Source organism: Frankia sp. AiPs1 (assembly GCF_023716945.1).
In the GTDB taxonomy this organism is placed as follows: domain Bacteria; phylum Actinomycetota; class Actinomycetes; order Frankiales; family Frankiaceae; genus Frankia.
Window position 1 is genome coordinate 1 of the sequence record NZ_JAMQQF010000038.1, and the last position, 25,479, is coordinate 25,479.

The window sequence follows — 25,479 nt, forward strand, 5'->3', positions numbered from 1 at the left end:
CCCGCCACCCGCCGACCGCCGACCGGCGGGACGAGCGCCCTGCGCATTGAGGTTCCGGCGCCGGCCGGGCCCGGGCCGTCGTTGCGGCCCTGCGGGCGGCGGCCTCGACCGTACGAATCGTCTCCCGCGCCGTCCGCCGGCCCGAATCCGCCGCCAGCACCTTCGGAAAGGTGGGAACCGGCCGACGGGCCGCCGGGGTCGTAGGCGCCGGTATCTGTCCCATAGCCCGCGGTCGGCGGCCGCGGGCCGTAACCACCGGAGGTGGGCGGACCGCCATAGCCACGGTCGGCGGGCCGATTGGTATAGCCGCCGGCGGCGGGCCGATTGGCATAGCCGCCGGCGGCGGGCGGGCCGCCGCGACCGTCAAGGACGGGTTGACCGTCATAGCCTGCGGCCGTGGCTGGGTGGACTGCTGGATCGACCGGCGGGTAAGGCCCGCGCGGCGGGAGGTTTTCCCCGGGCCGACGGTAGCCGGGCTGGCGGTGGTCATCGTCCCACTCGGCCCGTCGCGCACCGTCCGTCACCAGACGACCTCCGATCCCGAGCCCCCGCACAGATTCGTTCGTCCCACCGGTGTACCACGGAGTTGCCGAGGCATAGCGCGCGCCTAGTTGACAACAGCCCGCCATGGGCATAGGGGCCGGGCCGGATACCACCGGCCTGGGGCGGTATCCTCCCATGGCGCACCGCGCGCCTGATGGGGGGATCGTCGTTGAAGGGCTTCAAGCAGTTCCTCATGCGGGGGAACGTGGTCGACCTCGCGGTCGCCGTAGTGATCGGCACCGCCTTCACGGCAGTCGTGACATCCCTGGTGAAGACCATCTTCACCCCGTTGATCGCGGCGATCTTCGGCAAGCCCGACTTCTCGGCTCTCACGTTCACGCTTAACGGCAGCGTCTTTCGCTACGGAGAGTTCATCAACAGTGTCATCGCCTTCCTCTCCGTGGCGACTGTGATCTACTTCGTCGTGGTGCTCCCCCTGAAGACCATCAACGACCGGCGCGCCCGGGGCCAGCTCCCGCCCGAGGCGGACCCGGTGCTGACCGACGAGGCACGGCTGCTCACCGAGATTCGTGATCTACTGACGGAACGCCGTCCCGCCTCCTGACCCGGTCGACCGCGGAGGGACTCCGCACCGATCCATCCTGTCGACCGCTTACCCGAACGTTGGTCGGCATTCAGGAATCGCTCAGGCTCGCAAGGGAAAGTGCCTACCATGACACCGCGTCTCCCCTTCAGCAGCGGCGCCGAGGACGCTCAGGCGGACAGCGGCCGGGAGGAGTCCGGCGCTGGGCACGACTCACCGTCCCCTTGGGCCCCACCCGCCGAAGGCGCTTTCGGCTCCCGGACGGATCAGTCTCACCCGGCCGGCCCCGGCAGCTCCGCGCCCGACCGTCCTGTGACATCTTCGCCCGCCGCCCCGCTCGGGGCGCCCTACGGCGCTCCCGCACCGATCCACCCAGCCGCCGGCCCCGGCCAGACGGCGCCGTTCAACACCGGTGGTCTCGCACCCGGGCCCTGGGGCCATCCCAGCCCCGGTCCGGGGCAGGGCGGTCCGGGGCAGGGTGTGGTCAGGGCGAACGCCGGTCCCGGCGGGGTGAGCGGTCCCTACGGCCCGGGCACTCCGGGCGCTCCGGGAGTCGGCGGCCCGGGAGTCGGCGGCCCGGGAGTCGGCGGCCCGGGCGGGCCGAACGGGTCTGGTCTGCCACCCGGTCCACCGGCGGGGGGGCAGCCGTGGGGCGGCCAGTGGGGCGCTCCCGCTGGCGGTATTCCGCCTACCACGTATGACGTCCACGGCAGCCGACTCACGACGGCAACGGGCTCCCCGCCTCCCTGGCGGCGGCGCCGACTGGTGGCCGCGGGACTGGCCATCGCCCTCGTCTCCGCCGGCATCGGCGGTGGCGTTGGCGCCCTGGTCGCCGACAACGACAGCGGGAACCCGGTCGTGACCACCGCCGGGCTCGAACGCAGCAGCGACAGTTCCGGCGGCACCTCCCCAGCGGCCTCCGGCACCGTCGCCGCCGCGGCGCAGAAGATCCTCCCCAGCGTGGTGACGATCTCCGAGGAGTCCAGCAGCGAGGCGGGCACCGGCTCCGGGACAGTCATCCGCTCGGACGGCCACATCCTGACGAACAACCACGTCGTGTCGGGCGCCTCCGACGGCGGCACACTCACGGTCACCCTGCAGGACGGCCGCACCTTCGACGCGCAGGTCGTGGGGACCGACCCGAGCTCCGACCTCGCCATCATCAAAATCAACGCTTCGGGACTGACCGCGGCGACCTTCGGCAACTCCGACTCGTTGAGCATCGGCGAGCTGGTGGTGGCGGTCGGCAGCCCGCTCGGCCTGAACGGCACGGTCACCTCCGGCATCGTCAGCGCCGTGCACCGTCCGGTCCGCACCGGCGACTCGACCGTGCAGGACCAGCAGAACACCGTCCTCGACGCGATCCAGACCGACGCGCCGATCAACCCGGGCAACTCCGGCGGCCCGCTGGTCAACAGCCGCGGTGAGATCATCGGAGTGAACAGCGCGATCGCGACCGTGGGCGGCGGCGGCAGTCCGTTCGGTGGCAGCCAGCAGTCCGGCAACATCGGCGTCGGTTTCGCGATCCCTGGCAACTACGCCGAATCGGTGGCCACCCAGCTCATCACCACCGGGCACGCGCAGCATCCCTACCTGGGCGTCACCGCGTCGACCGCGGCGGAGAACACGCGCTCGACGGCGTCCAGCGGAACCGGTGCGCAGATCCGGTCGATGGTCTCCGGTGGCCCCGCGCAAGGTGCCGGCCTCCGCACCGGAGACGTGATCACCAAGGTCGGCAATCGGGCCGTCAGCGATGTCGACTCCCTGATCGCGGCGGTGCGCTCGCACGCCATCGGGGACGAGGTCGAGGTGACGTACACCCGCAACGGCCAGAACGGCACCGTGAAGACCCGGCTCGCCCAGCAGCCACCGACCTCCTGATCACGGCCCTGCGTACGGTCCCGAGCAATGCCCTGGTCGTCGCTGTTGCACCGCTTCGGCGCCGACATACCGATCACGCAATAATCGTGAGCCAATCCGGCGGACGGTCCCGAATGGCCGAGCCGGACTGGAAGGCCCGCTGGGCCCGGGTAGTGGAATTCGGGGCAAGGCCACCGGTGGGCTATTCGTCCACCCGTCTTTCTAACTAGTCCGCCGGCGGGACATGACAACCTCGGCCCCGCACCATCACCGAAGAAAGTGACTACAAGTAGGCAAAAGCTATCAAAACGCTACCAGCGTGCGGGTCAAGTGATTCCGACTGTCGAATCGACGACAACAAAATCCGCACAACGTTCACCCGTTAGCGAGGCCCGCCTCCTAGCATTGACCCCACCATCCGTTCCGGGCTCGCGGTTAGTCGACCGGGGAGAAGCTAAAGTATGGACGACGACGCGGACCTGGCCGCCCGTGTCCGACGCGGCGATCGGCAGGCGTTCGACGACCTCTACGATCTCTACGCGGACGATGTCTTCTCCATGTGTCTGCTGATCCTGGGTGATCCCACGGTGGCCCGGGCAGCCGCAGGTACGGCGTTTGCCCTGGTCGCCCGCACCCGCCTCAACCCGCTGAGCGACCCGGCCCGGCTGCGGTCCTGGCTGCTGGAACTCGCCCGCGGCAGCGCCCTGGCCTGGTCGGGCTCCCCGCAGGCCCGTAGCATCCCGGTGCCCCACGGCGTGCCGCCCGAGGAACTCCTGGTCGGCTCCGTGGTGCCGGCGCCAGCCAGCCTGCGGGTGGGTCTCGCCCGCACCTTCGACCGCGCCGCCGCCGTCGCGGAGGCCGCTGCCGCCAGCCGCCGAGTCGCCCCACCGGCGGCGCCCACGGCGCCCACGGCGCCCCGAGGTATCAGCCTCGTGAAGGCGCCGGCATGGCCCGGAGCCACCCCCGCGTCCGACGCTGCAGAGACTTTGATCGCCCCCGCCACCGTGCGCGCACTGCCACTGATGCGGATGGACGCCGAGGTCGAACCCGCCATCACCGCTCCGACACTCGGCCGGGGGACCGTGGACTGGCGCAGCCGGCCGGCGATGGCTGCCGCGGCGGCGGTCGTCGTCGCCGTGGTCGGTCTCACCGCGGCGATGAACTGGCCGTCGTCCGATCCCCGCCTGATGTCGGAGACCGGTGTGGCGGTGGTGAGCCCCCCGCGGTCTCTCGACGTGGTTCGCCCCGCCACCGCGCCCGCCGCCCCCAGCGGGCGCGCCGCGGCTGCCCCCACCGTCATCCCGACAGTGGCCGGCGCTTTCACCAGCCGGGCCGCGGCGCCCAGGGAAGTACGGCCCCGCCTCGTGGAGCCGATCGCTCGAGACGTGCACAAGTCCGAGCCCTCTGCCGCGCCAAGCACCAACCGCCCCCACGCGATCTCGGGGGCGCCCCTGACCTCTGCGTCGCGCACCATTCCGCCGAGGCTCCCGGCCGGCACCGCCGCGTCCACGACGGCTCCGACCTCTCCGACCCCCGGCACCTTCGGCACTCCCAGGACCTCCGGGAACCCGGTCTCGACGACCCCGCCAGGGGCACAGGCGCCTCAGCCGACAGCCACCGTCTCATCGTCGGTAAGCGCGCGACCGACCAGCGCCACGCCACCGTCCACGGCGACGCGCGGAGGAAATGCCCCGTCGGCGCCAGCCGCCCCGTCCAACCCCCAACAACAATCCGCCCGGCCGCCGACAGGCCAGAGCACCCGCAGCACCGAAGGCACTGACAGTAGTGGGGTTCCCGGCACTACCGAAGGCACTGGCAGTACCGGGAAGCCCGGCAGTACCGGAGGCACTGGCAGTACCGACGGCACTGGCAGTACGGAAGGCACGAGCCCGACCGGTGCCGTCCCGTCCGAGTCCGACGAGCGCATCGTCGGCCCCGTCGCCGGTCCGGCACCGATCTCGGTCTAGCCGCCACCTCTCAGCGGACGGTGTAGAACAGCGTCGTCACGTACTGATCGAAATCGTTGATCCGCAGGGTCAGGCGGAGCTGCCATTTGCCCACCAAGGGCGCCTGCACCCGGTCGCTACGTGCATGCCCCGGCGCAGCCAGGTCGAGCGGTACCTCGAACGGCCCAAGATCCGCGGTCGGCAGGGACAGCGCCGCGCTCGCCTGCACCAGCTTCTGCGGCTTGCCACTGGGCGCCCAGGTGTAGACGTCCAGTGACTCGGCTCCGATCCTGGTCGGGGCGACCCGCACCTTCACCGTCATCGGGCCGGCGAACGCCGTGCCGGTGAACGGCGGTGCATAGCTGGTGCGCGCGGGAATCATGTTCACCAGGGTCGCGGTGAGCCCCAGCACCACCGCCCCGACGACCAGCTCCGAAGCGACACCACGCCGCAGCCCGGTCAGCGCGGCGACACTGGGCACCGTTGCCGTCCCGTCCTGACCGGAGCGGACATCCGCATGATCGCCTGCGTAGTGGCGGCGCACCCAGCGCTGAGCGAGGGCGCCGAGAGCGATCATGCCAAGGACAAACCACACCTTGTAAAGCAGCAATCGCCCGTAGCTGGTGTCGATGACCGCTCGGAGCGTTCCGATCTCCCGCCAACTCTGGAACAGGCCACTGATCACGATCGCGGCCACGGCCACGGCTGCCACCCGCGACCAACGCGGGAGCACCTCCGCCAGCTCCACCGCCGCCGCCCGGCGGACCAGGAGGAACGCGATGACCACCAGCCCGCCGATCCACACGGACATGCCGAGCACGTGCACCGTCAAGCTGGCCGTCGCTAGCCACACCAGATCCCCTGCACTGCCATGGCCGATCGCCGCCAGGGTCACCGCCACCACGAGTCCGAGGCCCGCCAGCTCGCAGGTGCGCCACACATCCAGTGAGCCGACACGGAACATCCGGCGAAACAGCGGAACCGCGAGACAGAGCGCAAGCAGTCGGATCAGCAACAGGTGACCGAACTGCTCCTCCAGCGTCGCCGACAACACCGACCAGCGGCCCAGCCCGCTCAATCCCAGCCCGGCTGCGTATGGCCCCTGTAGGACCAGCTGCCCCAGCCCCGCGAGCACCGACAGCCCCCATGCCCCCGCCACAAGCTGGCTTGCACCGCTCGCCCGCTGCCCCTGCGGCCACAGCATCAGCAGAAAGAAGCAGGCCCCCAGCAGAACGCCGACACCGGAGTAACCAGCGAACCGCGCGACGCCGAACAGAAGGCCGACCGTCCGCGAACCGGAGGTGTCCGCCTCCGCGCTGGCAGCCCCGGCCTCGGGCGGTCCGCCCACGCCGAAGGCGAAGGCACCGGAGATCGGGTGACTGTCCGCGGAGATGACCCGCCAGCTCGCCACGTAGGTGCCTTTGGGCAGATTGGGTCGCAGCGCGACCATCGCCTGGGACGCTTTCTGCCCCGAGCGGGCCTGTCCGTCGTCGACCCGGGCACCGGCCGAATCGAGCACTCGGATGGAATCCCGCGAAACCCGAACCGACTCGCTGTAACTGATCACAATCCGGGTCGGCGCCGCGGCGAGCGCCGCGCCGTCCGCCGGGCTGGTGCCCGTCAGCAGGGCGTGGGCGGACGCTGGCGCGACGCCGAGCCCAAGCCCGATCGAGGTGGTGACCATGGCCAGAACGGCCATGATCACCACCATCACTCTTCGCATGGAGCTACGCCCGCCGCCGCGAGGTCACCAGCGCGAAGGCACCGGCCAGCAGACCGAGCGCGCCCAGAACCACCCCGACTATCCCGAGCCAGCGGGCGGTCCCATCGCTGCCATCGGGCTGCGAGGTTTCCGCGACGTTCTGCATCGACGCCGAATCGTGGGCGCCGGTGGATGAACCCGCGCCCGCCCCGGCCGCTGTGACCGTCAGCGACGGTGCTGGCTTCTCCGGTTCCCCGGCTCCAGGTTGCGCGACATCGACCCACCTCACCACGTCCCCGTTCGAATAGGTCTGCAGCGTCTTGAAGGTGAGCTGTCCGGCCTTCTCCGGCAACGGACCGGCGGAGACGGTGAACGTGTCAAACTCCCCAGGCTTGATCCCCTCACTCCCCTGCGCCGTCCAGGTGATGCGGGTGACCACCTCGTTCACCTGGCCGTCGTCGGTACTCAGAGGCTTCGCCGGCGCTGCCTTTGCAACCTTGTAGGTCCAGCCGGCCTTGGGCTGTACCGACACCGATGCGAGCGGTGTGTCCACGGGGAACTGCACATCGATACCGGTGGTGGAAGCGTTGTCTTCCTCGGTCGGCACCTTGAACGAGAGCGTGGCGTAGCTACCTGCGGACGCCGTCGAGGGCTGAACGGTGACGTGCGCGGAGGCCGGCAATGTCATGGCGAGTACGGCCGTGCCGGCAACCACGCCGAGTACGCTCGCACGCCGAAAGAGGCGAATCATATAAATCCTTTCAAACGGTCCCACAGCGCAGCGGGAACACAGAGATTCCGTGTCTCTCGGGCGCCGGAGTGTCGTTCGTCAGGCCACGGCAAAAAGCAGCGGTGAGCAGTCTGTGGCGCACCGTCCCGACCGACCGATCTCCGGCTGGCCCTGCGGCGGACCACGCCTACGGGCGGATGGCCCGATCGGACGGGTGTGGGGATGGGGGGCCCGTCGGCGAACGTCGACGCTTGGCACTGGCGGCACCGAGGGCACGGCCCGATCCGCCACCGGCCGGAACAGACGGAACAAGACCTCACGGGGACGGAGCCCGGATGCCAACCACAGCACCCGCTCCGCGCGGCGTAGCAACACCGCGACGCACACCGTCGCAAGACCGTGCGCGATCACCATCCGCGCATCGATCGAGTAGCCGCCCATCCGATGCGAGTGCGAATGCGAATGCGCGAGAGCGAAGGTGATGTGGAGCAGAACCTGGGTCCCCGCGACGCCTGCCACGAGCATCGGAAGGCGCCGCTCCCGGCCACCGAGGCCGTAGGAGATCCGGGTGAGCAGAAGAAAAGCGATGATCATCACGCTGGCCGGCGACCGCTGGGCACCACCAGCGACGTGCGCCGCCCACGCCAGACACACGGAGGACGACGCGAAGGTGGCCGCTCGTCCAAGGCGAGCCGTCCCTCCGCTCGCCGACCAACCTGTGCTCACAGGGACCAAGACTGCCATGTCCGGCCCGCTCATCGCCATCCCCCCTCCCGGAACGTCGTGAAGCTGTCAGTTGCCCTGCTGGCAGCAGCCCCTGACATCCGCCAACCTCGGACGGTCAGCGCCCATCCACGGGTAGCGTCGGCGTTCTCCGTCGCCGGAGCCCAGGATCCCGAAGAAGGGCTGATGCATCGTGCGGGTGGTCATCGCCGAGGATTCGGTACTGCTCCGTGAAGGGCTGCGCCGCCTTCTCACCGACGCCGGTTGCGAGGTCGTCGCCACGGTCGGAGACGGGCCTGGCCTGGTCGATGCGGTGGTGACGCACCAGCCCGACGTCTCCGTCGTGGACGTCCGGATGCCTCCGTCCCACCGCGACGAAGGGCTGCGAGCCGCGATCAGGGCCCGCTCCGAGGTCACTGGCTCACCGGTTCTCGTTCTCAGCCAGTACGTCGAAAAGCAGTACGCGGCGGAGCTTCTCGCTGACGGCGCGGGCGCCGTCGGCTATCTCCTGAAGGACCGCGTTGCCGATGTGCGTGAGTTCGTCGACGCGGTACGTCGGGTCGCCGCAGGCGGCACCGTCATGGATCCGGAAGTGGTGGCACAGCTTCTCGTTCGGAATCGTCGCAACGACCCCATGTCCGCACTGACTCCTCGGGAACGAGAGGTCCTCACTCTCATGGCCGAGGGCCGATCAAACATCGCGATCGCCGCACACCTGGTCGTGAGCAGTGGCGCCGTCGAGAAACATATCTCAAATGTCTTCTCCAAACTCGGGCTCGAGCCTACGACGAAGGACCACCGTCGGGTCTTGGCGGTCCTCGCCTATCTTCGGAGCTGAGCGGCCAGGCCGACCACCTACCCCTTCCAGCGATTCGAACGTTTGATCGATTATGCGACTCTTGCGCAACCCCGTCAAGCAGACTCGGCGCGCGGCAACGGATCATCCCCCATGGAATACCCATCGAGGACGCTCCGATGGACGCGCCAACGACCACAAGGGCGAGATACCGCACCGCGGTACATAGAAGCATCGGTATTCGCCGCCACAGAACCAAGGGGACTACCGTTGCCTCCGATGATCTACTTCAGAGATAATGGCGTCGACGCACGGCACTTGACGAGGATGCCGACGTGACGCATCATCGAACACGTGTTCGATGATGATCTGAATGCCGTCCCCCTCCCTGACCTTGAGGTGGAAGTCTGCAGCTGGGCAGGTCGCCTCTCGGCCGCGACCTGCCGCTGGCTGACTCTGATCGCCGCCTTCGACCGTCGGAAGGGCTGGTCCGCGACCGGGCTCCCGACCTGTGCCCACTGGTTGGCCTGGCGCTGCGGGATCGGCCTGCGCGCGAGCTACGAGTATCTGCGGGTCGCTCGCGCACTCCAGACTCTTCCGCAGATCAGTGCCACCTTCGCCCGAGGTGAGATCTCCTACTCCAAGGTCCGAGCCATCACCCGCGTCGCAACTCCAGACACGGAGGCCGAGTGGGCTGGCGAGGCGGCGCGATGCTCAGCCCGCGAGCTCGAACGACTCGTCTCCCTCCAGTCGAAGATCAAGTCGGACGGCCGGAACGGCCGCGAGAAGAACGGCGGCAAGAGGGACTCTGTACGCTGTTCCTGGCACTGGAACGAGGACGGCACTTTCTTCTTGCTTGCTCATCTGGATTCGGAACGTGGCGCGGTGGTCGCCAAGGCCCTCGCGATGGCCGCGTCGAGTCTGGACCAGACGACCGGACCACGTGACGACGGAAAGATTGGAACCGATTCCGCGAACGACGACCAGGAAAAGACGGTACCGCGGGCTCGGCGAGTCGACGCGCTCACCGGAATCGCGGCGTCCTTCCTCGCCCACGGCGCACCGGGACTAACCGATCCAACCTCATACACCGTCAACGTGCATGTCGATATCGACACTTTGATCGGCGAGGCCGCGCATCGTCGGGACGACCGCACCCAGAGCGCAGAGAAGGAGGAGCTGAGGGGCCGGATCTGCGAGATCGAGGGCGGTGCCACGCTCGCGCCCAGTGTCGTCCGTCGGCTGTCCTGTGACAGCCTTCTTCGCGCATTTCTGACCGACTCGAAAGGAAACCCGCTCGCACTCGGCCGCACCCGACGGAGCCCATCCACCAAGTTGCGGCGGGCCATCTATGCGCGAGATAAGGGCGTCTGCCGGTATCCGGGTTGCCGGCATACCCAATGGCTTCAGGTGCATCACCTGCAGGAATGGGGTGCCGAGAGCGGGGTGACGGACCCCGTGAATCTGATTCTACTCTGTTCACTCCATCACCGGCTGATTCACGACAGAGGCCTGACCCTCGAGCGACGGCCGACTGGAGAGCTCCTGGTCTTCCATCCGGATGGAACGGTCATGCAGGAGGCACCACCGATCAGCAGCGATCCCGACCCGCTACGCATCTTCCGCTCCGCCGCGCCCCCTGGGCCAGACCGCAGATCCTCGGCCGGACAGGCTGCGTGAGCGCCCCCGCGGGGACGAGTGCCAGTCGATCCGGACACGTCGCACTCGTCCAGACGTCCCGTCTCGTGACCCAGTCTGGCGTGACACGAGGTCGGTTGCCTGGCTACGTGAGGCGATGCCCGTAGGCTCCCAGTCTTGTGAGCCCCATCCTCGCGTCCGGACGAGTTGGGAACTTCCTCCGATCTGTGTTGATCATTCTTCTGCTGGTTCTGATGATGCGGACGGCCTACCTCCTGTGGTTCTTCCACACCCCGGCCTGGACGTCACGGCCGCACGACATCCGTTACTGCGGTGGGTGGTACGAGCGAGCCGACGCGCCGGATGTCACTGGCCGGCAGGCCAGGAGGACCGCTGGCGGAAACCTCAAGCCGGTGATGCGGTCGCCGGTCTTCCGACCGATCACCGCCTACCGTCCGTCCTCGACGTGCCCGCAGTACCTGTTCGCCCGGGTCGGCAAGGACGTCTACGTGACCTACCGCGCCACCGAAGACTGAGCGGAGTCACTCAGTGCCGGTCCGGTAAGCACGTAGACCCGGGCGTGTATCGAGGTGCGCTGCTGCAGCGCCGCGCGGACCGCCCGATGCAGCCCATCCTCGAGGTAGAGAGCGCCCCGCCATTCGATCACATGCGGGAAGAGGTCTCCGTAGAAGGTCGAGTCCTCATCGAGCAGCACATCGAGCGCCAGTACCCGTTTCGTCGTGACGAGCTGATCGAGCCGGACCTGGCGAGGGGGAATGGCCGCCCAGTCCCGCTGGCCAAGGCCGTGCTCGGGGTACGGGCGACCGTCTCCGACCAACTTGAAGATCACCGGCACCTCCTCCTCGAGGGCGAGACATCCGTCGACTACGACAGCCTAGAATCCTCGCCTCGTCTATAAGACCCCGGTCGGCCCGGAGCGGGAACCGGGTGGACATCAGGACCACGGCCGGGTGGCGGATCCCCCCATCGAGTCGGCGTATCCCTTGACCTCCACGCCAGGCCTGGCTTAAGTAAGGCTTACCTGAATGCATGGAGGTCTCGGTGACGTCGCCAGCCCACGCACAAGACATGATCACTATGGCGCAACGGGCGAGGACGGTCCTTGCCGGTGGCCGTACGGCCCTGCTCACTCTCCCCTGCGAGCAGGCACGGGGCTGGGTGGGAGTAATCGACGACGGGGGTGAGCCGGTGCTGATGGCAGGCACCGGCGGCCGGCTGGCCAGCGCCGCCAAGAACGCGAAGCGGAGCTGGGTCGAGGTGCCAGGACACGCTGGCGAGCGCCTGATCCTGACCGGTCCGCTGCGGGTGGTGCCGGGCACCACAGAGCAGATCATGAGCCGGCTCGCCGATCTGGGTCGCACGGTCAGCACGGAGGATGGCCTCACCGATGGCCTTTCCGTGCTGGCGCTCTCGGTCGACGATGTGGTGCTCTGTCTACCCACGGTGGTCAGGGACGGCCGTCCACGCCGATGGCCCTCTGCCACGGTGGGTCGGCGCATCGACCTGGCCTCCTATGCGTTTGCCGAGCCGGATCTGATCAGCGCCTACGCGCCGGAGCTCATCGAGCATCTCAACGTCGGACACGCGGATCAGATGCGCCAGCTCGCCCGACACGCGCTGCCGGCTGCGCTCGAGGGTGACATCGCCGGCGTGCAGGTCAGCGGCCTGGATCGGTACGGCATGGACCTGTGGCGGGTGGACGGTGCCGGAGCCGAGCAGGTACGAGTCGCCTTCCGGCAGCCGCTCGTCGAACCGCGCTCCCTCGGCCGCGAACTGCGTCGATTGCTGGACCAGTCGGCCAACACCTCGGAATGACGCCTATGGCGTTGGTCGCCGTGCCGGCGCTCGCCACCGCCCCCGCGCCGGACGACGATGTGCGCACCGCCGTGCACGAGCTGCGGACCCGATGAGGCGATCCGCCCGATTGGCCTTGCTCCGATCGCCCGCAGCCGCCTCCCTGACGACTCTGACGACCCGCCCGGACCGGCGATCAACCGCCTCGCGACAATCGCCCACGGCGACCAGTGTGAGTCCAATTTGACATCGGCATCGACAATCGTTTCCAATTAGGTCATGTCCCGACCCGCTGCGATCGTCTTCGACCAGGCGAGCATCGCCTACGGGCGAGTGCCTGCGTTGGAGCAGGTCCACGGCACAGTGCGCCAAGGGGAGATCGTCGCGCTCGTCGGGCCGAACGGCGCCGGCAAGTCGACCCTGATCAAGGCGCTGCTCGGCCTGGTGCCGGTCGCGTCGGGATCGATCACTGTTCTCGGTCGGCCACCCGCACAGGCGCGCCGGCTTGTCGCCTATGTCCCGCAGGCTGACACGCTTGACCCGGACTTCCCGATCTCGGTGGCACAGGTCGTCCTGATGGGCCGCTACCGGCGGATCGGCTGGCTGCGGCCGCCCGGGCGGGCTGACCGGGATGCGGCTGCCGAGGCACTGGCGGCGGTGGGTCTCGCGGACCGGGCGGCAGACCGGTTCGGCACGCTCTCCGGGGGGCAGCGGCAGCGGGTGCTGCTCGCGCGCGCGATCGCGGCGCAACCGGAAGCGCTGCTACTCGATGAGCCCTTCAACGGGGTCGACGCGGTCTCCCAGGAGGCTCTGCTGGCCACGATCAAAACTCTCGCGGCCGGCGGCGCCGCGGTCGTCGTATCCACACATGACCTGGGCCTGGCCCAGTTGACCTGCGACGGTATCTGCCTGCTCAACCGGCATCAGTTCGGCTTCGGGCCGCCCGCCGACGTACTCACCCCCGACCTGCTGCGGGCCGCCTACGGCGGAGCGGCGTTGGAGCTGGGCGATCGCGGGCTGATCGTCGCCCGCTCATGATCGACGTTCTGGTCGCGCCGTTTGACCGGCCGTATATGACACGGGCGCTCGTCGAGGCGCTGCTCCTCGGTGCACTCTGCGGCGCGGTCGGCGTGTACGTGCTGCTGCGACGGCTGGCGTTCTTGACTGACGCCGTCACCCACACCGTCTTTCCCGGCGTCGTCGTCGGGTTTCTGGTCTCGGGCCGGTCCGGCATCGTGCCGGGCGCGCTCGTCTGCGCGGTGGCCGCCGCGGCCCTGTTCACGGCGATCGCGGCGACCCGGCGCGTGAACGAGGACGCGACCCTGGCCGTGCTGCTGACCGCCTTCTTCGCGGTAGGGGTGATCCTCATCTCGCGGCAGCATTCATACACCGCCGATCTCACCGCCTTCCTGTTCGGGCACGTGCTGACCATCGACACGGCGGACATCGTGGTCACCGCGGCGGTAACCGTCCTGGCCGGCCTGGTCCTGCTCGGGATGGGCAAGGAGCTGCTGCTGCGGGCCTTCGATCCCGAGTGGGCGCGGGCGGCGGGCTACCGGATCACCGCGCTCGATCTGGTCAGCAACATGCTGATCGCGCTGGTCGTGGTCGCCTCTGTCCAGGCTGTCGGGACCGTGCTCGTGATCGCGATGCTCGTCGTGCCGGCCGCGACGGCGCGGCTGCTGTCCGCGCGTCTCGGCGTCATCCTCGCCGTGGCGGTGTTCGTCGGCATGGTCGGCGCCTGGCTGGGGCTCGCCACCAGTTACGAGGCCTCGGTGGGTCACGATCTGCGGCTCGCCGCCGGAGCCACCATCGTGCTCGTCCTGGTCGCCTTCTACGCCCTGGTGACGCTCGGTCAGGCCACCCGGCGGCTGGTGCGGCGATGACCCTGTTCTCCTCGCTCGGCGACGGGTACGTGCGGCGCGCGCTTGTGGAAGTCGTGATCGTCGGAGTGCTCTGCGGTGCGGTCGGCGTCCATGTCGTGCTGCGTCGGCTGAGCTTCCTGACCACGGCGTTGACGCATGCGACCTTTCCTGGAGTGGTGATCGCGACACTCCTCGGGCTGGGCCTCGTCCTCGGCGCGGGAGTGTTCGGCGTGCTTCTCGTGGCTGTCGTGGCGGCGCTGACCGGCCCGCGCGGCGCCGAGCACGGCCGGGAGACCACCAGCGTCACCGCCGTGGTGCTCTCCGGCGGCTTCGCCCTGGGGATGGCGTTGATGTCGACCCAGGAGGGCTTCAGCCGGGACCTCACCGCCTTCCTGGTCGGATCGGTCCTCACCGTCCAGCCGAGCGATCTCGTTGTCAGCGCGGTGACGGCGGCGGTCGTGCTGGGGGTACTGGCAGCGCTGCGCAAGGAGCTGCACCTCGCCGCCTTCGATCCGGACGCCCTCGCCGCCGCGGGCTATCCAGCCCGCCGGCTCGATCTCGTCCTGCTGCTGGCACTCGAGGCGACGGTGGTGACCTCCCTGCCCGCCGTCGGCACGATCATGGCGGTCGCCCTGATCGTGGGTCCGGCGGCGACCGCCCGGCTCTGGTGCTCGCGGACATCCACGATGACCGCCGTGGCCATGGGGGTCGGCGTCGCGTCAGGGGTGCTGGGGCTCGCTGTCAGCGAGCAGTGGAACGTCGCGGCCGGGGGTGCGATCGTCCTCTCCGTCGCCGCGTTCTTCATGGTCTCGCTGGTGTTGCGGTCACTCCCGTGGGGTGAACTGGCCGTCGCGGTCGCGGGCCGCCGGAAATCCGCTGGACGCCCCACCTACTCTGGGTAGATGGAGTTCACCCAGTCCGACAAGCTCGCCGACGTCTGTTACGACGTCCGTGGGCCTGTCCTCGACGAAGCGACCCGGCTGGAAGCCGCGGGCGCGCGCATCCTCAAGCTGAACATCGGCAACCCGGCGCCGTTCGGCTTCTCCGCACCGCCGGAGGTACTTGAGGCCGTCGTGGCAAACCTGGCGGACGCACAGGGGTACAGCGACTCCAAGGGCCTGCGCGCCGCGCGCGAGGCGGTGGTGGCGTACCACAACCGCAAGGGCATCAACGGGATCACCTCCGAAAGTGTGTATCTGGGCAACGGCGTCTCCGAAATGATCATGATGTCGTTGCAGGCGTTGCTCAACAACGGCGACGAGGTGCTACTGCCGGCGCCCGACTACCCGTTGTGGACGGCCGTGGTGAGCCTCTGCGGTGGGCGGCCGGTGCACTACCTCTGCGACGAGACCGCCGACTGGGCGCCGGACGTCGCGGACATCGCTCGCAAGGTCACCCCGCGGACCAGGGCGATCGTCATCATCAACCCGAACAATCCCACCGGCGCCGTCTACGACCGGCGAGTGCTGGAGGGCATCGTCGAGGTCGCGCGGCGCCACCATCTGATGCTGCTGTCCGACGAGATCTACGACCGGATCCTCTACGACGATGCTGAGCACATCGCAACCGCGTCGCTGGCTCCGGACCTGGTCTGCATGACCTTCAACGGGCTGTCGAAGGCGTACCGGCTGGCCGGATTCCGGTCCGGGTGGATGGTGCTGTCGGGCCCGCGCGGACACGCCTCGTCCTACATCGAGGGGCTGAACATCCTCGCGAACATGCGGCTGTGCGCGAACGTGCCCGGACAGTTCGCCACGCTCGCCGCACTCGCCGAGAACGGCGGTGCGGGCGATCTCGTCCTGCCCGGCGGCCGGCTGCGGGAGCAGCGAGACACGGTCGTGAAGCTGCTCAACGACATCCCGGGCGTGTCCTGCGTGCCGCCGCGAGGTGCGCTGTACGCGTTCCCGAGGCTCGACCCCGAGGTCTACCCGATCGAGGACGACGAGCGGTTCGTCTTCGACCTGCTGGCGGCCGAGAAGATCCTTCTTGTTCAGGGCACCGGCTTCAACTGGCCGCATCCCGACCACGTCCGGATCGTGACGCTGCCCTCGGTGGACGATCTCACCGACGCGGTCGGGCGGATCGACCGGTTCCTGGCCCGGTACAAGCAGAACTAGTCCTATCGACACCATCGACGAGGTTGTCCACAGGCAGGCGGCGGCTTGTGGAAAACCTGTGGACAACGTGCGCCGCGACCTGCGGGTCGCGCTCCTGCTCGCCGCCGCCGCCATTGCGGTGGAGATCGCGCTGCACACCCGGATCGGGCGGCCGCTCTGGTACGACGAGCTCTGGCGCCCGCACTTCGCCGGCGAGCCGTGGCCGACGTTCTGGTCGGAGCTCAGGTCGGCGAACGCGCCGTCGTCGCTGGGATCGATTGCGCTGACCCGGATGACCGGCGACGTTTTCGGCTGGCATGCCTGGGCGCTGCGCACCGTCATGGCCGGAATCTGGCTGCCGGTGCTGGCGGTGGCGACGTTCCTGTCCGCGCGGCGCTTCACCGGCGTCCTCCCGGCCGCGGGCGGCGCGGTCGCGGTGGCACTGAGTGGCACCGTCGTCGACTCCGGCACCCAGCTCAAGCCGTACGTCCTCGAGGCGGTCGTCTCCCTCGCGGTGTACGCCCTGTGGACGGCGCCCGGCGCGCCGCTGCGGAACCGGACTGCCGCCGGCGCCCTGGCCGCGGTCTCGCTGCCCGCCGTGTTCCTGCTGGTACCGCTGGCCGTGGGCGACCTCGTGCGCGACCGCCGAACCGGGTGGCGCGCCGCGCCGGCGCTGCTGCTGGCCGGCGGGCACACCCTGCTGTTCGTCTCCCACCAGTCCAGCCAGCGCGCGAGCCACTTCTGGGACGAGCAGTTCCTCGCCGGGCGAGGCGCCCTCGGCGGGCTGCGTTTCACCGCCGACCAGACCCGCGCGGTGCTGGGCGGTGCGCCGCCCGGCATCGACCGCTACGACCCCAACCTGGTGCATTCCCTGCTCGAGGGCCACCGACTCGCCACGACCCTGGTGGGGACGGCGACGGCCGTCGCCATGCTCGCGGGCGCCCGGACGCTGCGGCGCCGCGCCGACGGCGCGACTCTGCTGTGGTGCCTGGTCGGCGCCGAGCTCCTGCAGCTCGCCGCGAGCGGCGGGCGTTACTGGCCCTTCGGGGCGTGCCGGCCGAACCTGTTCCTGGTCCCGCTGCTGACCATCGTCGCGGCGGTCGGCGCGGGCGAGCTGGCGGCCGCGGCCCGTCAGCGCCGCGGAGTTGGTGTTGGCGGCGAGAGCGGCGTTGGCGGCGAGAGCGGCGTTGGGGGTGAGAGGGGTCGCGGTCGCGTCGTCAGGGCGGCCAGCGTGGTCTGCCTCGCGGGCGTCGCGGTGACGCCCATCTGCGCGGCGGCCGGGATCGGCACCATGTGGCGGGAGCGCCACGAGGTGCGCCCGATCGAGGGCATGGTGGCCGCCACGCTGGCGGTGCGCGACCAGTACCGCCCGGGTGACGCCGTCATTGTCGGCGGCCGCCTTGCTCGGGCGGGCTGGCTGTACGGGATGGAGCTCAGCGCCGACGGTCCGCGGCGGCCGGGGGCACGGGTGCCGCGCTCGGCGACGACGTTCCTGAACGCGATCGGTCGCGGCGGGGCGGAGCGGGCTGTGCGGACCCGCCAGCATCCCCCGCGGCGCATCCTGTTGTTCGTCCTCGCCTACGACCGTCGGGGCACGGTCGCGGAACTCGCCACCCTGCGCAGCGGCGGATGGTGCAACCGCGGCGTCCGCTCGTTCCCACTGACCGGGACGCTGCACGAGCTGGACCGCTGCACGGTCACGGGGCGGCGGGGGCCGCCGACGCCATCGGCTGGCCGATGAGCGCCGCCAGTGCTGTCCACTCTCGGTCACCGTCGGCCAGCGAGGTGGCGATGCGCTGCTGCAGGACACCGACCTCGATGCGGGTGCCGTCGAACAACTGGGCGCAGGAGGCCGAGGCGGCGGTATAGCCGCGGCCTCCCGCGTCATAACTCGCCCGCGCCCCGGCGGTGGGGGGCACCGGTGCGGTGATCGCCGCCGAGGTGTCGGTCCCGAGGGCGGCGCACGCGGGTTTCAGGGCGGCGCCGTTCTGCGCGGCGAGCTGGGAACGGACGGCGGCCACGTCGGTAGCCACCCGGATCCGTAGTCCCTCACTTCCGTGGTACCAGGACGCAAGCTCCGCGGCGTCGTTCTCGGTGGACACCGGGACGGCCGAGACGGAGGCCGCCGCGACGGGGGCGGGGGTGCCGGCGTGCGCGCCACCGGCGGGCAGGCCGGACGCAGGCCGTCCATCCCCGGTCAGGATGGCCACCGCGCCACCGATGACCAGTGCGATCACGCCGAGGATGGCGAGCCGGCTTCCGATCGGATTCTGCAACGGGTCCGGCTCATGCAGCCAACCCGGCCGGCCGCCCTGCCGCGCCATGCCGATCCTCCTCCGCCCATCCGGCCCAGACACCCGACGCAGCGCAAAGGTTATGCCGCAGGCAGTGGCCGGCCGGCGCCGGGGGAGCTCAGCAGTTGACGAGCTCAGGCTTCTGATTGAGGACCTGCGCCTCATCGGAGACGAACTGCCGGTACTGCTGCCCACCGACCGCGTCGAGGCCGAACATGCCGACCCGGTGGCAGTTCTGAAACACCAGGGCCACGCCGAACCGCCGCTCCAGCGCCGAGCGGATGGAGGTGCTGGCCATCGCCCGCAGTAGCTGGCCGCCCTCCGCGTCGGTGGGCGGCGTGCCGTCGAAGGCGGCGAAGTCCGATCCGGCGGCGCGGGCCGGCCCGAGCTCGGCCGCGAGCCGCTCAACCAGCTCATAGGCGAACGGCAGCGAGGTGCGGACGCAGTCCAGGAACGCCTCGTCGGTCAGTTCACCGGCGCGGGCTGCCTCGACGAGCTGCGGAGTAACTGTCAGTGACATTGGAACCTCCAGGGTGGTGGCGGGCCTGTCCCCGCTGCGATCCATCCTTTAGGAAATGAATTTCATTGTCAATAACGTTGCCATCTGAGTGCCATCCGGGTCGGTCGAACGGCCCTGACGGCGCGCGAAGATGAGAAAATGAGACCGTGAAGCACCCCGAGCCGCGACCCGAGCCGCGAGGACGTCGCGACCCGGCCGGAATCGGCGGCGCCTCGGACCTCCGGGACACCTCGGACCTCCGAGGAACTCGGACTTTCGGGGCCTCTCAGATCACGGCACGGCTTTGGCGAAAGGAGTGGCGGTGAGCATCGCGAGGGACGAGACCAGATCGACTGAGGCGGACCCCTCCTCGTGGCCGGACCCAGCGACCCCAGCCGTCCCAGCGACCCCAGCCGTCCCAGCCGTCCCAGCCACCTCGGCCACCTCGGCCACCTCGGCCACCCCAGCCACCTCGGCGGCGACTGCCAGTCCTGCGGCGACTGCCAGTCCTGCGATCCGGGCAGCATCCCAAGCCGGCCGCGGCGTCGCGACAGCTCGCGGCGCACCCGGGCGCGGGACGACGGTGCGCGCCACCCGGCAGGGCGATGCGGTGTGCGCCGCCCTCGCCGAGACCGACGCCTTCACCAGCGCGCAGGAGCTGCACGCCCTGCTGCGCTCGCGGGGCGCCGGGGTCGGGCTGACCACCGTGTACCGCCATCTCCAGGTGCTGGTGGACCGGGGTGAGGTCGACATGATCCGCCGCGACGACGGCGAGACGGTCTACCGGCGCTGCGCCACCGCGGCGCACCACCACCACCTTGTCTGCCGAGTCTGCGGGCGGACCGTGGAGATCGCCGGCCCGGAGATCGAGGCGTGGACCGCCGCCATCGCCGATGCCGAGGGCTTCGTCGATGTCGAGCACACCGTGGAGATCTACGGCACGTGCGCCGGCTGCGCGGCAGCTTCCTGAGCCGCCGCCCCAGGCCGAACCATCGAAAGCTGAACCATCGCAGGTCGAACCATCGAAGGCTGAACCATCAAGGGGCGGTGGCCGCGAGGCCGGTGCAGCCACGCAGGGCGTTCCAGGCGGCGAGCGCCTGGCTGCCGGCGGCGCCGCTCAGCGGCCGCGGCGCGCCCCCCACGATCCGGGCGGGCACCCAGGTGGCGTCGGTGACCGCCCTGCCGGCCACGGTCAGGCGCAACACCCCGGACTCGGTGTTGCGCCCGGGCCCGGAGGAGTAGAAGACGAAGTTCCCCAGGCCGTAGTCGACGTAGACGCCGTCGCTGGTCCAACCCGCTCCGAGCAGGACGTGGGCGTGACTGCCGACGACGACGTCCGCGCCGGCCGCGGTGAGCCGGGGGACCAGGGATCGCTGCGCGTCGCTCGGGCACTGCTGCTGCTCGACTCCCCAGTGCAGGAACACGACAACGGTGTCGGCTCGCGCCCGCGCGCCTCGCACGGCGGCGACCAGCTTGTCGACCTCCTTCGCCGAGGCGAGGCCAGGCTTGTGCGGCCCGGCGGTCCAGGCGGTGATGAGCTGGTCGTCGAGGACCTGGGTCGCTCCGATGACGGCGATGCGCTGCCCCTTCACCGTCGTCGTGTACGGGGCGAAGGCCCTGGTGTCGTCCTCGCCGATGCCGATGACCGGGAAGTGGGCGTCGCTGGCATGGCGCAGCGAGTCCTGCAGCCCGATCAGGCCGTAGTCCATGCCGTGATTGTTCGCCATGGTCACGACATCGATGCCGGCGGCGCGCACCGCGTCGAACGCGGTGGGCGGCGCGCGGAAGGTGAACTCCTTCTGCGCCGGGGTGCCGCCGTCGGTCACCGCGGTCTCCAGGTTCGCGACTGCGAGGTCCGCAGCGGACAAGGTCGCCGCGATCGGCCCGATCGCTGTGGCGGGATCAGCCGCGAGGCGCTGGCCGGGCGTGCCGGCGAAGTGGATGTCACCGCCGAAAGCGATCGTGACGGGCTGCCCCGTCGGCCGTCGCGGGCCGTTCCCGACCGGGCCGGAGCCATCGGCCGCACCGGTGCCCCCGGCGACCGCGCCTGGGGTCTGCCGGGAACCGGGCCCGCTCAGGCTGGCCGCCGTGGCGGTCGCACCGGTCGGCGCGGGAGTCGGATCCGCGTCGTCGCCGTAGGGCATCGAGCAGGCGACGAGCCCGACCAGCAGGACTCCGGCCGCGGCGAGGGCCAACGCCGCGCCTGCCGACCGACGCCCGGTCAACCGACGCGCGAACCCCCCGCCGCCCATGCCGCGTTCCTCCGTCCGACGTCCCCGTCCGGCAAGCCTCGCCGACCTCGTCGCGCCAGGCCAGTGGACGTCACCGGACCGACAGCCGGGACAGGGGGACAGCCTGGTCGGCGGCAGTGGCCAGGTTGACGGCAGTCAGTCACAGGGCCTCGACGGCGGGGGTCGACCGCAGTCACAGGGCCGACCGCAGTCACAGGGCCGACAGCGCCGGTGCCAGCTCGCGCCACTGCTGACGGGGCAGCCCGCGGCGGTCGAAGTCCAGGACCTGCACGGCGACCTGGTCGGCCCCGGCGTCGAGATGCTCCTTGAGCCGGCCGAGCAGGACGTCGGGGCCGCCCCAGGGGACGATCGTGTCGACCAGGCGGTCGGAGCCCCCGCCGGCGAGATCGTCGTCGTCGAACCCGAACCTGCGCAGGTTGGACGTGTAGTTCGGCAGCCGCAGGTAGGACCCGGTGTGTCGGCGCGCCAGCTCCCGGGCCTGCTCGGGGTCGTCGTGCAGAACGAACGCCTGCTCGGGAACGAGCAGCTTGTCCGGACCGAGAATCTCGCGGGCCACCGCGGTGTGCTCGGGCGGGACGAAGTAGGTGTGCGCGCCGTCGGCGCGGTCGCGGGCGAGACCCAGCATCTTCGGCCCGAGCGCGGCGAGGACCCGCGGCGGCAGCTCGGCCGGCGCCACCGCCCGGTACTGCTCGGCGGCCATCCGGTCCATCTCGTCGAGGTAGGCCGCCATCTGCGCGAGCGGGCGGGTGTAGGGGGCGCCCCGGATGTGCATCAGCTCGGCGTGGGAGACGCCCAGTCCGAGCAGGAACCGGCCGGGGAAGGCCTCCGCGAGGGCGAGCTGCGCGGCGGTCATCGTCAGCGGATTGCGGGCGAGGATCTGCGCGATCCCGGTCGCGATCGTGATCCGCGAGGTGGCCGCGAGGGCGAGGCTCGCGGTGACCAGGACCTCCCGGCCCTTGACCTCGCCCGTCCAGAGGGTCGGATAGCCGAGCTCGTCGAGCTCGGCGATGGTCTCCCGGACGACGCCGGCCGGGGAGAAGTCGAACTGCCCGCTCCAGATCCCGACCTTCCCGATGTCGCGGCGGGCCGGCGGGCGGGGCACGTCCTGCGCACTCGTCACCGCGACACCGTATCGACCCACAGCCCCGGCACCGAGCGGGGCGACGTGACCACGCGCGCGCCGGACTCACAGATCGGGTTGCCGGCCTCCGTCTGAGGTCTATCGTTGCCGAGTGTGACGGAGCTCATGCAGCTACTCACTCCGACCGGTCATCGGATCACCGCCGCGTCCCGGGCCAGGACGCCCGATCCGGACGCGCCGCCCGCCGCGCCGCCCGACCGTTGGACACCCGACCGTCTGACGCCCGGCCTGCCGGTGGCTGGTCCGCCGGTGGCCGGTCCGAACGCCGGCCTGCCGAGTGGGGAGCTCACCGCCGTCGACATCGACCTGCCCGCGTACGTCGCCGATCTCACCGACGACGAGCTGTTCGGCCTGTACCGGGACATGGTGCTGGTCCGACGCATGGACGAGGAGGCGACCAGCCTGCAGCGGCAGGGTGAGCTCGGACTGTGGGCGAGCCTGCGCGGCCAGGAAGCCGCGCAGATCGGGTCCGGACGGGCGCTCGGACCCGACGACATGGCGTTCCCGTCCTACCGCGAGCACGGGGTGGCCTGGTGCCGGGGCGTCGATCCGGCAGCGGTCCTGGCCATCTTCCGCGGCGTCAACCTTGGCGGCTGGGATCCGGCCACGCACGGCTTCGCCCTCTACTCGATCGTCGTCGGTTCGCAGACGCTGCACGCCACCGGCTATGCGATGGGGATGGCCTGGGACCGCTCGGCCGGCGCCACCATCGTCTATTTCGGCGACGGCGCGTCCAGCGAGGGCGACGTCAGCGAGGCGTTCGGCTGGGCGAGTGTGTACTGCGCCCCACTGGTGTTCTTCTGCCAGAACAACCACTGGGCCATCTCGGAGCCGACCCGCCGGCAGAGCCGGATCGAGATCTTCCACCGGGCGGCCGGATTCGGCTTTCCCAGCGTCCGCGTCGACGGCAACGACGTACTGGCGTGCCTCGCCGTGTCCCGGTGGGCGCTGGCGACCGCGCGAGCCGGCCGCGGGCCGGTGCTGGTCGAGGCGGTCACCTACCGGATGGGCGCGCACACCACGGCCGACGACCCCACCCGCTACCGGTCCTCGGCGGAGCTTGAGGCGTGGCATCAGCGTGATCCCCTGGACCGGATGCGCGCTCATCTTGCGGCCCGTGGCCAGCTCGGTGAGGAACGTGACCGCCATCTTGCCCTTGAGGCCGACGCCTTCGCCCACGAGCTGCGGGCCCGCTGCACGGCGATGCTCGACCCGGCGCCCACCAGCCTGTTCGACCATGTGCAGGTCACCGAGAATGGGTTGGTGGCGGAGCAACGTTCGATGTTCGCCGCGACGCTCGAGCCGGGTGACAGCGGGACGGACGACCGGCTCGACCGGGAGGATCGGCTCGACACCGGCGATCGGCACGACACCGGAGATCGGCACGACACCGGCGATCGGCACGACACCGGAGATCGGCTTGACACCGGAGATCGGCTCGGCGGGCGAGATGAGCTCGGCGTGAGGGATGGGTTCGGCGTGAAGGGTGGACTCGTGGCGGGCGGGACGCACGTACCAGGCGGGACGCAGATACCCGGCGGGACGCACGTATCTGGCGGGACGCAGATTGCAGGCGGGACGCACGTATCAGGGGAGGCGCACGTGCCAGGGGAGGCGTGGTGACCAGCGGAGCCGTCATCACTGGCGAGCAGCCCGCCGAGGTCGGTGGGGGACGGACCGGCGAGCCCGCCACCCCCGTGCCGATCACGCTTGCGAAGGCGTTGAACCTGGGCCTGCGCTCGGCGATGGCGGCGGATCCCAAGGTCGTGGTGATGGGTGAGGACGTGGGCACCCTCGGCGGCGTGTTCCGGGTGACCGACGGCCTGCAGAAGGAGTTCGGTGAAGCCCGGGTCATCGACACGCCGCTGGCCGAGTCCGCGATCATCGGAACCGCGATCGGGTTGGCCATGCGCGGCTACCGGCCCGTCTGCGAGATCCAGTTCGACGGCTTCGTCTATCCCGCGTTCGACCAGATCGTCAGCCAGCTCGCGAAGCTGCACTACCGCTCTGGCGGGCGGATCAGGCTGCCGGTGACGATCCGCATCCCGTTCGGCGGAGGCATCGGCGCCGTCGAGCATCACAGCGAGTCCCCGGAGGCGTACTTCTGCCACACCGCGGGGCTGAAGGTCGTCGCCTGCTCGAACCCGGTCGACGCCCATCACATGATCCAGCAGGCGATCCGCTCGGACGACCCGATCATCTTCCTGGAACCGAAGCGGCGGTACTGGGAGAAGGCGGTCGTGGACCCCCGTCCGCTGGGCGAGCCGTCCTCGGCCGAGACCACCGGTCTGCACAGCAGCGTGGTGGTGCGCGCGGGCACCGACGCGACCCTGGTCGGCTACGGCCCGACGGTGCGGACCTGCCTGGACGCCGCCGAGGTCAGCGCGGCCGACGACGGCCGTTCGTTGGAGGTCGTCGACCTGCGCTCGTTGTCCCCCCTCGACCTCGGGCCGGTGCTCGCCTCCGTGCGGCGGACCGGCCGGCTGGTCGTGGTGCACGAAGCGCCGTCGAACGTCTCGGTCTCCGCCGAGGTCGCCGCCCGCGTCTGCGAGCAGGCGTTCTACTCGTTGGAGGCACCGGTGCTGCGGGTCACCGGGTTCGACACCCCTTACCCGCCCGCCCGCCTCGAGGACCACTACCTGCCCGACGTCGACCGCATCCTCGACGCGGTGGACCGGTCCTTCGGCTACTGACCCGCCCGCACTATCCGAACTGGGGTTCCCCGTGGCGCAGCGACAGTTCCGGCTCCCTGACCTGGGCGAGGGTCTGACCGACGCGGACGTCGTCCGCTGGCTCGTCCAGGTCGGCGACTCCGTCACGGTGAACCAGCCGCTCGTGGAGGTCGAGACCGCCAAGGCGGTCGTCGAGATCCCGAGTCCGTTCGCCGGGATCCTGGCGGAGATCCACAGCGAAGCGGGCAGCACTCTGGCCGTCGGCGAACCGCTGCTGACGGTCCGGACGGCCGACGCGGGGCAGCCCGAGCCCGCGGATGCGGCCCCAGCATCGGCGGCGGCCGCATCCGGGTCCGCCGGCGG

The 25,479-nt window shown here is 70.3% G+C and carries 22 protein-coding genes and 1 pseudogene; 16 read left to right on the top strand and 7 right to left on the bottom strand.

What is annotated here, in order from left to right; all coding sequences use genetic code 11:
• Nucleotides 1-712 precede the first annotated feature (712 nt).
• From mscL to ND748_RS06760, 3 genes are all read left to right on the top strand, one after another.
• A complete protein-coding gene (mscL, locus tag ND748_RS06750; protein WP_251744802.1) occupies nt 713-1,108 on the top strand; it encodes a large conductance mechanosensitive channel protein MscL in 396 nt (131 codons plus the stop codon).
• A 108-nt stretch (nt 1,109-1,216) separates the two neighbouring features.
• The gene (locus ND748_RS06755; protein WP_251744803.1) at nt 1,217-2,968 is read left to right on the top strand and encodes a S1C family serine protease; all 1,752 of its coding nucleotides are present in this window, start codon (nt 1,217-1,219) and stop codon (nt 2,966-2,968) included.
• Nucleotides 2,969-3,408: 440 nt separating this feature from the next.
• Nucleotides 3,409-4,914, top strand: coding sequence for an RNA polymerase subunit sigma-24 (locus ND748_RS06760; RefSeq protein ID WP_251744804.1), 1,506 nt, complete (start codon nt 3,409-3,411; stop codon nt 4,912-4,914).
• Between the two features lie 10 nt (nt 4,915-4,924).
• Here ND748_RS06760 and ND748_RS06765 read toward each other — a convergent pair whose 3' ends face one another.
• A complete protein-coding gene (locus ND748_RS06765; RefSeq protein WP_251744805.1) occupies nt 4,925-6,592 on the bottom strand; it encodes a copper resistance protein CopC in 1,668 nt (555 codons plus the stop codon).
• Nucleotides 6,593-6,620: 28 nt separating this feature from the next.
• A complete protein-coding gene (locus tag ND748_RS06770) occupies nt 6,621-7,346 on the bottom strand; it encodes a YcnI family protein (protein WP_251744806.1) in 726 nt (241 codons plus the stop codon).
• An 895-nt stretch (nt 7,347-8,241) separates the two neighbouring features.
• Between ND748_RS06770 and ND748_RS06775 the strand changes: the two genes are divergently transcribed.
• From ND748_RS06775 to ND748_RS06785, 3 genes are all read left to right on the top strand, one after another.
• Complete coding sequence (locus ND748_RS06775) at nt 8,242-8,886, top strand: response regulator transcription factor (RefSeq protein WP_251744807.1); 645 nt, start codon at nt 8,242-8,244, stop codon at nt 8,884-8,886.
• Between the two features lie 312 nt (nt 8,887-9,198).
• Entirely contained in the window at nt 9,199-10,524 is a 1,326-nt protein-coding gene (locus ND748_RS06780; RefSeq protein WP_251744808.1) for an HNH endonuclease signature motif containing protein, read from the top strand.
• 137 nt (nt 10,525-10,661) lie between these two features.
• Nucleotides 10,662-11,018, top strand: coding sequence for a hypothetical protein (locus ND748_RS06785; RefSeq protein ID WP_251744809.1), 357 nt, complete (start codon nt 10,662-10,664; stop codon nt 11,016-11,018).
• Here the strand turns inward: ND748_RS06785 and ND748_RS06790 are convergent.
• A complete protein-coding gene (locus tag ND748_RS06790) occupies nt 10,997-11,332 on the bottom strand; it encodes a type II toxin-antitoxin system VapB family antitoxin (RefSeq protein ID WP_251744810.1) in 336 nt (111 codons plus the stop codon). The two genes, ND748_RS06785 and ND748_RS06790, sit on opposite strands and share 22 nt — an antisense overlap.
• Nucleotides 11,333-11,544: 212 nt before the next feature.
• Between ND748_RS06790 and ND748_RS06795 the strand changes: the two genes are divergently transcribed.
• The 6 genes from ND748_RS06795 (at nt 11,545) to ND748_RS06820 (ending at nt 17,999) form a co-directional block, all read left to right on the top strand.
• Entirely contained in the window at nt 11,545-12,318 is a 774-nt protein-coding gene (locus ND748_RS06795; RefSeq protein ID WP_251744811.1) for a DUF2470 domain-containing protein, read from the top strand.
• Between the two features lie 258 nt (nt 12,319-12,576).
• Nucleotides 12,577-13,335 (top strand): metal ABC transporter ATP-binding protein, encoded by a 759-nt coding sequence (locus ND748_RS06800; protein WP_251744812.1) that lies wholly within the window; start codon nt 12,577-12,579, stop codon nt 13,333-13,335.
• Entirely contained in the window at nt 13,332-14,183 is an 852-nt protein-coding gene (locus ND748_RS06805) for a metal ABC transporter permease (RefSeq protein WP_251744813.1), read from the top strand. Before ND748_RS06800 ends, ND748_RS06805 begins: the two co-directional genes overlap by 4 nt.
• The gene (locus ND748_RS06810) at nt 14,180-15,064 is read left to right on the top strand and encodes a metal ABC transporter permease (RefSeq protein ID WP_251744814.1); all 885 of its coding nucleotides are present in this window, start codon (nt 14,180-14,182) and stop codon (nt 15,062-15,064) included. Before ND748_RS06805 ends, ND748_RS06810 begins: the two co-directional genes overlap by 4 nt.
• On the top strand, nt 15,065-16,279 hold the full coding sequence (locus tag ND748_RS06815) for a pyridoxal phosphate-dependent aminotransferase (RefSeq protein ID WP_251744815.1): 1,215 nt from the start codon (nt 15,065-15,067) through the stop codon (nt 16,277-16,279).
• Between the two features lie 58 nt (nt 16,280-16,337).
• Complete coding sequence (locus ND748_RS06820) at nt 16,338-17,999, top strand: hypothetical protein (RefSeq protein WP_251744816.1); 1,662 nt, start codon at nt 16,338-16,340, stop codon at nt 17,997-17,999.
• Here the strand turns inward: ND748_RS06820 and ND748_RS06825 are convergent.
• Together ND748_RS06825 and ND748_RS06830 are read right to left on the bottom strand one after the other, a co-directional pair.
• On the bottom strand, nt 17,956-18,582 hold the full coding sequence (locus tag ND748_RS06825; protein ID WP_251744817.1) for a hypothetical protein: 627 nt from the start codon (nt 18,580-18,582) through the stop codon (nt 17,956-17,958). The genes ND748_RS06820 and ND748_RS06825 overlap by 44 nt on opposite strands.
• Before the next feature lie 88 nt (nt 18,583-18,670).
• On the bottom strand, nt 18,671-19,072 hold the full coding sequence (locus tag ND748_RS06830) for an SCO5389 family protein (protein WP_251744818.1): 402 nt from the start codon (nt 19,070-19,072) through the stop codon (nt 18,671-18,673).
• A 562-nt stretch (nt 19,073-19,634) separates the two neighbouring features.
• On the opposite strand from ND748_RS06830, the gene ND748_RS06835 reads away from it, so the two are divergent.
• Nucleotides 19,635-20,021: a Fur family transcriptional regulator gene (locus ND748_RS06835; protein ID WP_251744819.1), complete on the top strand. Its 387-nt coding sequence runs from the start codon at nt 19,635-19,637 to the stop codon at nt 20,019-20,021.
• Nucleotides 20,022-20,088: 67 nt separating this feature from the next.
• Here the strand turns inward: ND748_RS06835 and ND748_RS06840 are convergent, their stop codons facing one another.
• The gene (locus tag ND748_RS06840) at nt 20,089-21,303 is read right to left on the bottom strand and encodes a CapA family protein (RefSeq protein ID WP_251744820.1); all 1,215 of its coding nucleotides are present in this window, start codon (nt 21,301-21,303) and stop codon (nt 20,089-20,091) included.
• A 190-nt stretch (nt 21,304-21,493) separates the two neighbouring features.
• Nucleotides 21,494-22,423 carry an LLM class F420-dependent oxidoreductase gene (locus ND748_RS06845; RefSeq protein WP_374215862.1) on the bottom strand — a complete coding sequence of 310 codons (930 nt, stop codon included), beginning with the start codon at nt 22,421-22,423 and terminating at the stop codon, nt 21,494-21,496.
• A gap of 126 nt (nt 22,424-22,549) precedes the next feature.
• Between ND748_RS06845 and ND748_RS06850 the strand changes: the two are divergent.
• The 3 genes and pseudogenes from ND748_RS06850 to ND748_RS06860 all read left to right on the top strand — a co-directional run.
• Nucleotides 22,550-23,737, top strand: a pseudogene (locus ND748_RS06850) (thiamine pyrophosphate-dependent dehydrogenase E1 component subunit alpha); the annotation flags it as partial.
• 326 nt (nt 23,738-24,063) lie between these two features.
• Nucleotides 24,064-25,137, top strand: a complete 1,074-nt coding sequence (locus ND748_RS06855; RefSeq protein WP_251744821.1) for an alpha-ketoacid dehydrogenase subunit beta — start codon at nt 24,064-24,066, stop codon at nt 25,135-25,137.
• Between the two features lie 31 nt (nt 25,138-25,168).
• The coding region (locus ND748_RS06860) for a biotin/lipoyl-containing protein (protein WP_308205598.1) at nt 25,169-25,479 on the top strand (311 nt) is incomplete at its 3' end.